The 12,588-nt window shown below is 70.5% G+C and carries 15 protein-coding genes; 5 read left to right on the forward strand and 10 right to left on the reverse strand.

Annotation, left to right across the window (positions count from 1 at the left end):
• Window positions 1-195: 195 nt before the first annotated feature.
• Window positions 196-429 carry a glucose PTS transporter subunit EIIB gene (locus tag ACH4N1_RS27655; RefSeq protein ID WP_398101143.1) on the reverse strand — a complete coding sequence of 78 codons (234 nt, stop codon included), beginning with the start codon at window positions 427-429 and terminating at the stop codon, window positions 196-198.
• 215 nt (window positions 430-644) lie between these two features.
• Here ACH4N1_RS27655 and ACH4N1_RS27660 point away from each other — a divergent pair, with 215 nt between their 5' ends.
• Window positions 645-1,946, forward strand: a complete 1,302-nt coding sequence (locus ACH4N1_RS27660; protein ID WP_398101145.1) for a PTS transporter subunit EIIC — start codon at window positions 645-647, stop codon at window positions 1,944-1,946.
• 203 nt (window positions 1,947-2,149) lie between these two features.
• A complete protein-coding gene (locus tag ACH4N1_RS27665; RefSeq protein WP_398101147.1) occupies window positions 2,150-3,403 on the forward strand; it encodes a PTS transporter subunit EIIC in 1,254 nt (417 codons plus the stop codon).
• An 85-nt stretch (window positions 3,404-3,488) separates the two neighbouring features.
• On the opposite strand, the gene ACH4N1_RS27670 is transcribed toward ACH4N1_RS27665, so the two are convergent.
• Window positions 3,489-4,241 carry an MBL fold metallo-hydrolase gene (locus ACH4N1_RS27670; protein ID WP_398101149.1) on the reverse strand — a complete coding sequence of 251 codons (753 nt, stop codon included), beginning with the start codon at window positions 4,239-4,241 and terminating at the stop codon, window positions 3,489-3,491.
• 248 nt (window positions 4,242-4,489) lie between these two features.
• Between ACH4N1_RS27670 and ACH4N1_RS27675 the strand changes: the two genes are divergently transcribed.
• Entirely contained in the window at window positions 4,490-4,957 is a 468-nt protein-coding gene (locus ACH4N1_RS27675) for a type II toxin-antitoxin system PemK/MazF family toxin (protein ID WP_398101151.1), read from the forward strand.
• A 21-nt stretch (window positions 4,958-4,978) separates the two neighbouring features.
• Here the strand turns inward: ACH4N1_RS27675 and ACH4N1_RS27680 are convergent, their stop codons facing one another.
• The 7 genes from ACH4N1_RS27680 to clpS form a co-directional block, all read right to left on the reverse strand.
• Window positions 4,979-5,929 (reverse strand): PLP-dependent cysteine synthase family protein, encoded by a 951-nt coding sequence (locus tag ACH4N1_RS27680; RefSeq protein WP_382792592.1) that lies wholly within the window; start codon window positions 5,927-5,929, stop codon window positions 4,979-4,981.
• A gap of 10 nt (window positions 5,930-5,939) precedes the next feature.
• Complete coding sequence (locus ACH4N1_RS27685; protein WP_363088522.1) at window positions 5,940-6,218, reverse strand: MoaD/ThiS family protein; 279 nt, start codon at window positions 6,216-6,218, stop codon at window positions 5,940-5,942.
• Window positions 6,219-6,318: 100 nt separating this feature from the next.
• Window positions 6,319-6,414: a putative leader peptide gene (locus ACH4N1_RS27690; protein WP_319180349.1), complete on the reverse strand. Its 96-nt coding sequence runs from the start codon at window positions 6,412-6,414 to the stop codon at window positions 6,319-6,321.
• A gap of 79 nt (window positions 6,415-6,493) precedes the next feature.
• On the reverse strand, window positions 6,494-6,916 hold the full coding sequence (locus tag ACH4N1_RS27695; protein WP_398101154.1) for a Mov34/MPN/PAD-1 family protein: 423 nt from the start codon (window positions 6,914-6,916) through the stop codon (window positions 6,494-6,496).
• Window positions 6,917-7,046: 130 nt separating this feature from the next.
• Window positions 7,047-8,489, reverse strand: a complete 1,443-nt coding sequence (locus ACH4N1_RS27700) for an amino acid permease (protein ID WP_398101156.1) — start codon at window positions 8,487-8,489, stop codon at window positions 7,047-7,049.
• 482 nt (window positions 8,490-8,971) lie between these two features.
• Window positions 8,972-9,583: a DUF2017 domain-containing protein gene (locus ACH4N1_RS27705; protein WP_398101158.1), complete on the reverse strand. Its 612-nt coding sequence runs from the start codon at window positions 9,581-9,583 to the stop codon at window positions 8,972-8,974.
• 11 nt (window positions 9,584-9,594) lie between these two features.
• Window positions 9,595-9,912, reverse strand: a complete 318-nt coding sequence (clpS, locus tag ACH4N1_RS27710) for an ATP-dependent Clp protease adapter ClpS (RefSeq protein ID WP_055623360.1) — start codon at window positions 9,910-9,912, stop codon at window positions 9,595-9,597.
• 136 nt (window positions 9,913-10,048) lie between these two features.
• Here clpS and ACH4N1_RS27715 point away from each other — a divergent pair, with 136 nt between their 5' ends.
• Both ACH4N1_RS27715 and ACH4N1_RS27720 read left to right on the forward strand, forming a co-directional pair.
• Complete coding sequence (locus ACH4N1_RS27715; protein ID WP_398101161.1) at window positions 10,049-11,395, forward strand: nicotinate phosphoribosyltransferase; 1,347 nt, start codon at window positions 10,049-10,051, stop codon at window positions 11,393-11,395.
• Between the two features lie 188 nt (window positions 11,396-11,583).
• The gene (locus ACH4N1_RS27720; RefSeq protein WP_398101163.1) at window positions 11,584-12,171 is read left to right on the forward strand and encodes a nicotinamidase; all 588 of its coding nucleotides are present in this window, start codon (window positions 11,584-11,586) and stop codon (window positions 12,169-12,171) included.
• A gap of 68 nt (window positions 12,172-12,239) precedes the next feature.
• Here ACH4N1_RS27720 and ACH4N1_RS27725 read toward each other — a convergent pair whose 3' ends face one another.
• Window positions 12,240-12,584: a hypothetical protein gene (locus ACH4N1_RS27725; RefSeq protein WP_398101165.1), complete on the reverse strand. Its 345-nt coding sequence runs from the start codon at window positions 12,582-12,584 to the stop codon at window positions 12,240-12,242.
• Window positions 12,585-12,588 lie beyond the last annotated feature (4 nt).

A 12,588-nucleotide genomic window follows, 5' to 3' on the forward strand; every position in this document is an offset into this window, starting at 1 on the left:
CGGTGTTTGGCGGGGGTGGGGCGGTCGTGGCTTGACTGGGCGTCGCGCCTCCCCCCTGTCTACATGTCCCCGGCGCCCGCCGGGCTGGGGGAGGGCGGGAACTTGACGACAGGGCCTGGCGGCAGGTGCGGAAGGGGCCCCTGCCGCGGGTGCGGAGGGGCCCCTTCGGGTGAGCGGTGGGGTTCGCGCCACGGCTCACATCATGTCTTCGATCTCCCCGGCGATGGGGTCGGCGTCGGTGCCGATGACGACCTGGATGGCGGTGCCCATCTTGACGACGCCGTGGGCGCCGGCGGCCTTCAGGGCGGCTTCGTCGACCTTGCTCGCGTCGATGACCTCGGTGCGCAGGCGGGTGATGCAGCCTTCGACTTCCTCGATGTTGTCGATGCCGCCGAGCCCGGCGACGATCTTCTCAGCCTTGCTGGCCATGTCCTTCTCCCTGAAGTCCCTGAAGCCGTTGGAGTGCCTGGGTTGCCCGGGTTGCCTGGTCGACGTGGTGCGATCCGGTCGGGACCGCCTTGTCGCAGTAACCCACAGTTGGCCCATCTTTGCGAGCGATTGCGCCGGATGTGTCGAAGGATGACGCCACAGCCACGAAATCGTCCGTAGCTGGTCTACACCACCTGACAGGCGGTCGCCAAACCATGAGTGCCGAGAGCGCTGACATCACGGTCGGCCCCGGGCGGGCCCGCTGGAACCATCTGTTCCAGGGGCTGCAGAAGATGGGGCGCAGCCTTCAGCTGCCGATCGCGGTGCTGCCGGCCGCCGGCATCCTCAACAGGCTCGGCCAGCCCGATGTGTTCGGGGCCGACGGGCTTGGCTGGACGGACGTCTCGAAGGTGATGGCGGGCGCGGGCGGCGCCCTGCTCGACGGTCAGCTGGGTCTGCCGCTGCTGTTCTGCGTCGGTGTGGCCATCGGGATGGCGAAGAAGTCCGACGGCTCGACGGCGTTGGCGGCGGTGGCGGGTTTCCTCGTCTACTACAACGTGCTGCGGCAGTTCCCGGAGGACTGCGGCGAGGGGTTGAAGGCCGTGCCGGGCATCGGCTGCCAGGGGGTGGAGGACGGCACGGTGGTGGCGTTCACCTACCAGAATCCGGGTGTCTTCGGCGGCATCGTGATCGGTCTGCTGGCGGCCTACTTCTGGCAGCGTTTCCACCGTACGAAGCTGGTGGACTGGCTGGGCTTCTTCAACGGGCGCCGGCTGGTGCCGATCGTGATGGCGTTCGTGGCGATCGCGTTCGCGGCGTTGTGCCTGTGGGTCTGGCCGCCGATCGGTGACGCGCTGGAGAGCTTCAGCGACTGGCTGGACGGTCTGGACGCCTGGGGCGCGGGCATCTTCGGGGTGGCGAACCGGGCGTTGCTGGTGATCGGTCTGCACCAGTTCCTGAACGTGCCCATCTGGTTCCAGTTCGGTTCGTACACCAAGCCGGACGGGACGACGGTGCACGGTGACATCAACATGTTCCTGGCGGGCGACCCGGACGCGGGGCAGTTCACCTCGGGCTTCTTCCCGATCATGATGTTCGCGCTGCCGGCGGCGGCCCTGGCGATCACGCACTGCGCGCGACCGGGCCGTCGCAAGGAGGTCGGGGGCCTGATGCTGTCGGTGGCGCTGACGTCGTTCGTGACGGGCATCACGGAGCCGATCGAGTACTCGTTCCTGTTCGTGGCGCCGGTGCTGTACGCGGTCCACGCGGTGCTGACGGGTGTGTCGATGGCGGTGACGTGGGGGCTGGGGGTGCACGACGGTTTCAGCTTCTCGGCGGGTCTCATCGACTACGTCATCAACTGGGGTCTGGCGACGCGGCCGTGGGCGATCATTCCGATCGGCCTGTGCTTCGCCCTCGTCTACTACGTGGTCTTCCGCTTCGCGATCACCCGGTTCGATCTGAAGACGCCGGGGCGGGAGCCGGAGGAGGAGCGGGAGGACATCACCAAGGCCTGAGAAGGGCCTTGCGGGGCAAGGGTCGTGGGCCTTCGGACCGCTGGTCCGGGGGCCCTTCGTCATGTCGCGCGGAGGGCGCTTCGGCGGGTGCGGTGCGTAGTGCTCCGGTTGCAGTTTTGACGGGTTCCTTATATCGCCTTCATCGTGCTAGAAACAGGTCTACACCACTGAGTGGTGTAGACCACCACCGATGGAGGAAGTCTATGAGCACCGCCACCTCGCCAGCGGCGGCCCCCACGAAGAAGTGGGGATCCGGCCTGTTCCAGGGCCTTCAGAAGGTCGGCCGCAGCCTCCAGTTGCCCATCGCCGTGCTGCCGGCCGCGGGCATCCTGCTGCGGCTCGGCCAGCCCGACGTCTTCGGCAAGGACGGCCTGGGCTGGGGCAAGGTCGCGGACGTCTTCGCCACCGCCGGTGACGCCGTCTTCGCGAACCTGCCGCTGCTGTTCTGCGTCGGCATCGCCATCGGCTTCGCCAAGAAGGCCGACGGCTCGACCGCCCTCGCCGCGCTCGTGGGCTTCCTCGTCTACAAGAACGTCCTGACCGCGTTCCCGATCACCGACGCCAAGGTCACCAAGGGCGCGGACGTGGCCGCCACCTACAACGACCCCAAGGTCTTCGGCGGCATCATCATGGGCCTGATAGCCGCGGTCACCTGGCAGCGCTTCCACCGCACCAAGCTCCCCGACTGGCTGGGCTTCTTCAACGGCCGCCGCCTGGTCCCGATCCTGATGGCCTTCATCGGCACCGCCGTGGGCGTCTTCTTCGGGCTGGTGTGGGAGCCGGTCGGTGGCGTCATCACCGACTTCGGCGAGTGGATGACCGGTCTCGGCGCGGTCGGCGCGGGCATCTTCGGCGCGATCAACCGCGCGCTGCTCCCGGTGGGCATGCACCAGTTCGTCAACACGGTGGCCTGGCAGGAGATCGGCTCCTTCAAGGACGCCTCCGGTGCCGTCTGGCACGGTGACCTGCCGCGCTTCTTCCACGGCGACCCGACCGCGGGCCAGTTCATGACCGGCTTCTTCCCGATCATGATGTTCGCGCTGCCCGCCGCCGCTCTCGCCATCACGCACACCGCGCGTCCGGAGCGCCGCAAGGCGGTCGGCGGCATGATGGTCTCGCTGGCGCTGACCTCGTTCGTCACCGGCATCACCGAGCCGATCGAGTTCGCCTTCATGTTCATCGCGCCGCTGCTGTACGTCATCCACGCCGTGCTGACGGCCGTGTCGATGGCCGTCACCTGGGGCCTGGGCGTCCACCACGGGTTCAGTTTCTCGGCCGGCGCGATCGACTACTTCCTCAACTGGAACCTGGCGACCAAGCCGTGGCTGATCATCCCGATCGGCCTGGTCTTCGCGGTGATCTACTACGTGGTCTTCCGCTTCGCCATCACCAAGTTCAACCTCACCACCCCCGGCCGCGAGCCGGAGGAGGAGGTCGAGGACCTCACCAAGGCGTGAGTCCCGCCCGACACCTGACGAAGGCCCCCGGAGCCCTGAACCGCTCCGGGGGCCTTCGTCGCGTCCCGCTCGCGTGGCGGGGACGTCAGATCTGGTACGTCGCTCCCGGTGCCGCCACTTCCACCGGTCCGTCGAACGCCGCGCGGGCGTCCGCGAGGTTGGCCTGCGGGTCGGTCCACGGGGGGATGTGGGTGAGGACGAGGCGGCGGGCGCCTGCCCGGGCCGCCGTCTGTCCCGCCTCGCGGCCGTTGAGGTGCAGGTCGGGGATGTCTTCCTTGCCGTACGTGAACGCGGCCTCGCACAGGAACAGGTCGCTGTCGCGGGCGAGTTCGTCGAGGGCCGGGCTGACTCCGGTGTCGCCGGAGTAGGTGAGCGTCCGCCCGCCGTGCTCGATGCGGATGCCGTACGCCTCCACCGGGTGGGCCACGCGTTCGGTGTGGACCGTGAACGGGCCGATGTCGAAGGTGGAGGGCTTGACGGTGTGGAAGTCGAAGACCTCGCTCATGGAGGAGGCCGAGGGGGTGTCGGCGTAGGCCGTGGTGAGGCGGTGTTCGGTGCCCTCGGGGCCGTAGACCGGGATCGGGGCGCAGCGGCCGCCGTCGTGGCGGTAGTAGCGGGCCACGAAGTACGCGCACATGTCGATGCAGTGGTCGGCGTGCAGATGGCTCAGGAAGATCGCGTCGAGGTCGTAGAGACCGCAGTGGCGCTGCAGCTCGCCCAGGGCGCCGTTGCCCATGTCGAGAAGCAGCCGGAAGCCGTCGGCCTCGACGAGGTAGCTCGAGCAGGCCGATTCCGCGGACGGGAACGACCCCGAGCAGCCGACGACGGTGAGCTTCATAGAGCAGAAACCTCCGGTGGCGGGGACCGGGAAGTACCGGGAAAGGTCGGAAGACGGACGGTCGTGACAAGGGGGCGACAGAGGTCGTGCGGTCCGTCGAGCGTAAGGCGCGAAACCTTCGGTCGCTCCTCCACCAGGGGCTGTTGTGGGGGAACTCACCTGTGCTGTCACCGGTTCGGCTGGACCCGGAGCACGGGGGCGTGCGGAAGGGCGCGCACCGGGGAACGCGCCCCGGTACGGTCGTGCGTATGGACACGTCCTGGTGGCTGGCTCTCGTGGCGGTGGTGCTGCTCGCACTGGTCGCCACGCTCGTCGACGGCTGGGGGCGCGGCCGGCGTCCGGCGGGGCGCAGGTCCCGGCCGCCGGGACGGCCGGAGCGGGACCGGGAGCGCGGGCGGGGTGCCGGGCGGCCGCGGCCGGCGGAGATCTGGTGGGCGAACGTGCCGTTCGAGGACGGGCCGGGCGCGAAGGACCGGCCGTGCCTGGTGCTGACGGTGCGGGGGAACCGGGTGACCGTCGCGAAGATCACCAGCAGGCGCCACGAGGAGCGGGCCGGGGTGATCCCGTTGCCGCCGGGCTCGGTCGGGGACGCGCGGGGCCGGGCGAGTTTCCTGGAGACGGACGAGCTGCGCCAGGTGCCGCTGGGCGACTTCCGGCGCCGGGTGGGTGTGGTGGACCCGGCCCTGTGGGACCAGGTCCGTCACCTGACGACGTAGCTGTCGGCGGGCGGGGCCGCCTCACGCCCAGAGCTGGCCCTGGAGCGTCTCGATGGCCTCTTCGGTGGTGGCGGCCGTGTAGACGCCGGTGGAGAGGTACTTCCAGCCGCCGTCGGCGACGACGAAGACGATGTCGGCGCTCTCGCCCGCCTTGACGGCCTTGTTGCCGACGCCGATCGCGGCGTGCAGGGCGGCGCCCGTGGAGACGCCCGCGAAGATGCCCTCCTGCTGGAGCAGCTCGCGGGTGCGGGTGACGGCGTCGGCGGAGCCGACGGAGAAGCGGGTGGTGAGGACGGAGGCGTCGTACAGCTCGGGGACGAAGCCCTCGTCGAGGTTGCGCAGGCCGTAGACCAGGTCGTCGTAGCGCGGCTCGGCGGCGACGATCCTGACGTCGGGCTTGTGTTCGCGCAGGTAGCGGCCGACGCCCATGAGGGTGCCGGTGGTGCCGAGTCCGGCGACGAAGTGGGTGACGGAGGGGAGGTCGGCGAGGATCTCCGGACCGGTCGTGGCGTAGTGGGCGCCGGCGTTGTCCGCGTTGCCGTACTGGTAGAGCATCACCCAGTCGGGGTGCTCGGCGGACAGCTCCTTGGCGACGCGTACGGCGGTGTTGGAGCCGCCCGCGGCCGGGGACGGGATGATCTCGGCGCCCCACATGCCCAGCAGGTCGCGGCGCTCCTGCGAGGTGTTCTCGGGCATCACGCACACCATGCGGTAGCCCTTGAGCTTGGCGGCCATGGCGAGGGAGATGCCGGTGTTGCCGGAGGTCGGCTCCAGGATGGTGCAGCCGGGGGTGAGCCGGCCGTCCTTCTCGGCCTGCTCGATCATGTGCAGGGCGGGGCGGTCCTTGACGGAGCCGGTGGGGTTGCGGTCCTCCAGCTTGGCCCAGATGCGGACGTCGGCGGACGGCGAGAGCCGCGGCAGGCGCACCAGAGGGGTGTTGCCCACCGCGGCGAGGGGGGAGTCGTAGCGCATCGGGATCGACTCAGGCCATGCCGCCGGCCACGGCCGGCAGGATCGTGACGGTGTCGCCGTCGGTCAGCTTGGTGTCGATGCCGTCGACGAAGCGGACGTCCTCGTCGTTCAGGTACACGTTGACGAAGCGGCGCAGCTGGCCGTTGTCCACGATGCGGGCCTGGATGCCCGTGTGCCGGGCCTCGAGGTCGGCGAACAGGTCGGCGAGGGTCTCACCGCTGCCCTCCACCGCCTTCTGACCGTCGGTGTACTGGCGGAGGATGGTGGGGATGCGGACCTCGATGGCCATGGCTCAGGGCTCCTGTCGGAAGGTGTGGGCAGCGCGGTTTCAGCGGGTGTGTGCGTGCGGGGGCGCCGCGGCGCACGGCCGTACGGCGGCGGGGCCGGCGTCAACAGATGGCGCTGGCGAGCCTGCACAGGTCGACGTGCAGCCGCGCCACGAGCAGTGCGCCCGGCGTCTTCTCGCTCACGTCATGGGAAACCATGGGCTCATCGTATCGATTCCCGGTCCGGCTCCTGGAGTGTTATCCCACATGATGGATGGTCTGCGACCGGATGCCGGGATCAGTACGCCTCGACGACCTCGACCTCCTCCTCCGTGACCTGGCCGTCCACGATCCGGTAGGAGCGGAACTGGAAGGGGCCGGCGTCGTCGGTGTCGGCGGTGGAGACGAGGACGTAGTGGGCGCCGGGCTCGTTGGCGTAGGAGATGTCGGTGCGGGAGGGGTAGGCCTCGGTGGCCGTGTGGGAGTGGTAGATGATCACCGGCTCCTCGTCGCGGTCGTCCATCTCGCGGTAGAGCTTGAGCAGGTCCTGCGAGTCGAACTCGTAGAAGGTGGGCGAGCGGGCCGCGTTGAGCATGGGGATGAACCGCTCGGGGCGGCCCGAGCCGGCGGGGCCCGCGACCACGCCGCACGCCTCGTCGGGGTGGTCCTCGCGCGCGTGGGCGACGATCTGGTCGAACAGGGCCTGGGTGAGGGTCAGCATGGTCGCCAGGATAAGCAGAGGGGCCGCGCCGTACCGAAGGGCGGTACGGCGCGGCCCGTATGCCGGACGTCCTGGGCGGCGGCCGCGGGGGGCGCCACGAGTGCTCCCTGCGGCCGGACGTCCTCGCAGGTCAGCCCACCTTGTCGAATTCCTCGGGTTCCGGCCGGCGGTCCCGGGTGATCTGCGGGCTGCGGGACTTCAGCACGGCCCAGCCGACGCCGAGGGCGGCGGCCCAGCCGGCCATCACGTAGAGGCAGACGCGGGAGTCGGCGTCGTAGGCGATGAGGCCGGTGACGAAGAGGAGGAAGGCGATGGCGACGTAGCTGCACTTCGCGCCGCCGGGCGCCGGGAAGGGCGAGGCGGGCAGGCGGCCCGCGTCGACCGCGCGGCGGTAGAGGACGTGGCTGATCAGGATCATCAGCCAGGTCCAGATGCCGGCCGCGGTGGCGACGGAGGTGACGTAGCCGAAGGCCTTCTCGGGGACGACGTAGTTGAGGACGACGCCGATGCCCATGAAGGCGACGGAGACGGCGATGCCGAGGGCGGGCGTCTTGGTCGCGGACAGCTTGCGGAAGGCGGCGGGGGCCTCGCCGCTGTCGGCGAGGTTGCGCAGCATGCGGCCGGTGGAGTACATGCCCGAGTTGCAGGAGGACAGGGCGGCGGTGAGCACGACGAAGTTGACGATGGCGGCGCCGGCCGGGATGCCGATCTTGGCGAAGGCGGCGACGAAGGGGCTCACGCCGGGCGCGAACTCGGTCCACCTGACGACGCAGAGGATGACGGTGAGGGCGCCGACGTAGAAGAGCGCGATGCGCCACGGAAGCGTGTTGATGGCCTTGGGGAGGGTCTTCTCGGGGTCCTCGGACTCGCCCGCGGTGACGCCGACCAGTTCGACGGCGAGGTAGGCGAACATGACGCCCTGGAGGGTCATGAGGGAGGAGCCGACACCCTTGGGGAAGAAGCCGTCGAAGGCCCACAGGTTGGAGACGGCGGCGGTGTCGCCGGCCGAGCTGAAGCCGAAGGTGAGGACGCCGAGGCCGATGACGATCATGCCGATGAGCGCGGTGACCTTGACCATCGAGAACCAGAACTCCAGCTCACCGAAGAGCTTCACGGAGATCAGGTTGACCCCGAAGAGGACCACCAGGAAGACCAGGGCCGTCACCCACTGGGGGATGGACGGGAACCAGTAGTTGACGTAGATCGCGGCGGCCGTCAGTTCGGCCATGCCGGTCACGACCCACATCAGCCAGTACGTCCAGCCGGTGAAGTAGCCGAAGAAGGGGCCGAGGAACTCGCGGGAGTACTCCGCGAAGGACCCGGAGACCGGGCGGTAGAGGAGCAGCTCGCCGAGCGCCCGCATGATGAAGAAGATGATCACGCCCGCGAGGGCGTACATGAGGATGAGGCTGGGACCGGCCTTGGCGATGTTCGCCCCGGCGCCCAGGAAGAGGCCGACGCCGATGGCGCCGCCGATCGCGATCATCTGGACCTGGCGGCTGCCGAGTCCGCGCTCGTAGCCCTCCTCCGGACCCTCTGGGGTTTTCTCCGTGTCGACCTGAGCGGAGGTCATGTGTGGTGCGCCTTTCTCCATACCGGACCGGGCCTTCGTCGGCCGCGGACCGGTTCTCGATCCCCCCGGACTGATGGAGCGTTGTGCCTGGCCGGCGATCCGCCGGCTCGGTGGCGCACCCGGCGGACGTACGGGTGGTGTCCGTCGGGCGGTCGTGAAGATTTACCACGCCCGTCATCCTGATCGTCCGGGCGGCGTGTGGCGCACCCCACAAGGAGAAGCGGCCAAACTGGGCACAAAAGGGGCACAGTCGGCCGCACCGGTGACGTGATCGTTATCCGGATTTGAGCGTCCTCTGAGCGAACGCGCGAACGCCGCACATCAGGTCATAACGGTTCGTTCCGCAGCACGCGGGGCACATTCTCCGCCCCTCGGCCCGCGGGGCGCGTCCTCCACCCCTCGGCCCGCGGGGCGCGTCCTCGGCTCTTCGGCACGCGCCCCCCGGGGGGCTCCGGCGGGCCTCGGTCGGGCCTCGGCGGGCCTCAGCCCATGAGGGTGGTCACGAGCGTCTCCTGGAGGCCGCCGAGCCACAGGTACGCCATCACCATCGGCTTGCGCGGGTCCTCGTCCGGCAGCCGGTACAGGAGGTCGGTGTCGTCCTCGGCGGTGATGTCCAGCCGGGAGCCGATCGCCAGACGGAGGTCGTTGAGCGCGCCGAGCCACTGCCGGGACTCCTCGGGCGACAGCTCCAGGACCGACACGCCGTCGCCCTCGGCGTCCAGCTCGGCCAGCGCGTCCAGGGAGCGCACGACCGCGAGCGCGTTCTCGCGTTTGCCGGCCCTGAGGTCGTTCTCGGTGAAGCGGCGGAACTCGGCGGAACGGGACCGCCGTTCCTCCTCCTCCCGGGGGCCGGGGGCGGCCTCGGGGTCGACGTAGGCGTCGGGGAAGAGGCGCCGGAGGACGGGGTCGGAGGGCGGTTCGCTCGGGCCCTCGGCGAACAGTTCCGCGAGCGGGTCGGCGGAGGCGTCCTCGGCGGGGCCGGGGCCGATCAGCTCCAGGAGCTGGACGGCCAGCGACCGGATGATGGAGATCTCGACGTCGTCGAGGGCGACGGCCGCGCCGCCGCCGGGCATCGGTTCGAAGTGTCCTGGCATCGGTGAGGTGACTACTTCCGGTCCTGCTGGAGGGTGGCCCACAGTCCGTAACCGTGCATCGCCTGCACGTCGCGTTCCATCTCCTCGCGGCTTCCGCTGGAGACGACCGCCCGGCCCTTGTGGTGGACGTCGAGCATGAGCTTGGTGGCCTTGTCCTTGGAGTAGCCGAAGTACGTCTGGAAGACGTACGTCACGTAGCTCATGAGGTTGACCGGGTCGTTGTGGACGATCGTGACCCAGGGGACGTCCGGCTCCGGTACGGCGAAGACCTCCTCCGCCGACTCGGTGCGTTCGATCTCAAGGGGAGCGGGTGACGTCACAGTGCCCATGCTGCCATGCGCCCCGGAAATCGTCACACCGACGAAAAGGGAGTACGATCCCTGCCGTGCGACGCGCTCCGGGGGCACGCCCCCCGGACCCCCGGCCTGGCCGGGGCACCCGGAGAGTACGGACTAGGTGAGACAAGTGGACGTAGCGGATCTCGGGCTGCCGGTGGATGTTCCCTCGACGGCGCTCTTCACGGACCAGTACGAGCTGACGATGCTGCAGGCCGCGCTGAAGGCGGGCACCGCCGAGCGGCGCAGCGTCTTCGAGGTCTTCACCCGGCGCCTGCCCGAGGGCCGGCGCTACGGCGTGGTGGCCGGCACCGGACGCGTCCTGGACGCCGTCGAGAACTTCCGCTTCGACGCGGGCGTCCTCGGCTTCCTGCGGGAGCGGAAGATCGTCGACGAGGCCACCCTGGAATGGCTGGCCTCCTACCGCTTCTCGGGTGACGTCTGGGGCTACCCGGAGGGCGAGGTGTACTTCCCCGGCTCGCCCGTCATGCGGGTCGAGGGCTCCTTCGCCGAGTGCGTGCTGCTGGAGACCGTGATCCTGTCCATCCTCAACCACGACTCCGCGATCGCGGCCGCCGCCTCCCGGATGTCCTCGGCGGCCGGGGGGCGCCCGCTGATCGAGATGGGCGCCCGCCGCACCCACGAGCTGGCGGCGGTGGCCGCGTCCCGCGCCGCGTACGTCGGCGGCTTCGCCACCACCTCCGACCTGGCGGCCGGTTTCCGCTACGGCATCCCCACGGTGGGCACCAGCGCGCACGCCTTCACCCTCCTGCACGACACCGAGCGCGACGCCTTCCGCGCCCAGGTGGAGTCGCTGGGCCGCGGCACCACCCTCCTCGTGGACACCTACGACGTCACCGAGGCCGTCCGGGCCGCCGTGGAGGTCGCCGGGCCCGAGCTGGGCGCGGTGCGCATCGACTCCGGCGACCTGCTGCTCGTCGCGCACCGGGTGCGCCAGCAGCTGGACGAGCTGGGCGCGACCGACACGAAGATCGTCGTGACCTCGGACCTCGACGAGTACGCCATCGCCTCCCTGGCCGCGGCGCCCGTGGACGCGTACGGCGTCGGGACGCAACTGGTGACCGGGTCCGGGCACCCGACCTGCTCGATGGTCTACAAACTGGTCGCCCGCGCCGAGTCCGCCGACCCGAAGGCCCCCCTGGTGCCGGTGGCGAAGAAGTCGTCCGGCGGCAAGACGTCGATCGGCGGCCGCAAGTGGGCCGCGCGCCGCCCGGACACGGACGGCGTCGCCGAGGCCGAGGTCGTCGGCACCGGCCAGGTGCCCGCCGAGCTGGCCGACCACCAGCTGCAGGTCGAGCTGGTCAAGGGCGGCGAGGTCGTCGCCCGCGAGCCCCTGGACGTGGTCCGCGACCGGCACGCGGCCGCCCGCGCAGGGCTGCCGTTGTCCGCTACGCAGCTCTCGCGCGGGGAACCCGTCCTTGCGACGGAGTACGTCCAGGGCCGCTCGGGTAGCTAGTGCCGCAACAGGCAACGTTCGCCCCGTCGCGACGGGCAAACGCTGCCTGCCGCGGCACTAGGGGGCGTGTCCCTGGGAAGGGGCGGGCCGCACCCCTCCCCTACCGCCGCCGAAGTCTCTAGGCTCGATTACTTCACCCTCTCCCGGGCTCGAGAGAACCGGGGGACTCCCATCGAAGGACACCCACCATGCGCCGCGCCTTGATCGTCGTAGACGTGCAGAACGACTTCTGCGAGGGGGGCAGCCTCGCGGTGTCCGGCGGTGCCGACGTCGCCGCCGCCATCACCGAGCTGATCGGGCAGGCCCCCGCCGGATACCGCCACGTGGTGGCCACCCGCGACCACCACATCGCCCCCGGCGGCCACTTCGCCGACAACCCCGACTACGTGCGTTCCTGGCCCGCGCACTGCGTCGCGGGCACCGAGGGCGTCGGCTTCCACCCGAACTTCGCCCCGGCGGTCGCCTCCGGCGCCGTCGACGCGGTCTTCGACAAGGGCGCCTACGCCGCCGCGTACAGCGGGTTCGAGGGCGCCGACGAGAACGGCGTCACGCTGGGCGACTGGCTGCGCGCCCGCGGGATCGACGAGGTGGACGTGGTCGGCATCGCCACCGACCACTGCGTGCGGGCCACGGCCCTGGACGCGGCCCGGGAGGGTTTCCGCACCCACGTCCTGCTCGACCTGACCGCCGGGGTCGCCCCGGAGACCACCGAGCGGGCGCTCGAGGAACTGCGCGGGGCGGGCGTGGAGCTGTCGGGCAAGCCGGTCGTGCAGTGATCCCGGCCGCTTCCGGGCGGCCCCCGGGGTCCTCCGGCCGGGCCGGTCCCGGCCGGGGAGCGGCGGCGCTACGTCCCGGTGGCCGCCGGGCGGCGCAGCAGCGCGCGGATCGGGCGCCACGGTTCCGGGACGCCGAGCAGCGTGGTGACAGCGTTGTCGGGGGCCGCACGCCATATCAGGCCGTCGGGGTGGTGCAGGACCGCGGTGATCTCGTCCGGGCTGGGCGGGGCCGCGTTGCCCCGCAGGTAGACGGCGCGCAGGCCCAGGTTGCGGAGCCTGGTCAGGGCTCGGGCGCGGTTCTGGGCGAGGACGAGGACGCGGACGGCGGCGGCACCGTCGGCGGCGGGGCTGGGCAGGTTCAGCGCCACCACCACCGAGCCGTTCGGTAGCTTGCAGAAACCTCCTGCGGCCATGCGG

Source organism: Streptomyces sp. NPDC017202 (assembly GCF_044331705.1).
In the GTDB taxonomy this organism is placed as follows: Bacteria; Actinomycetota; Actinomycetes; order Streptomycetales; family Streptomycetaceae; genus Streptomyces.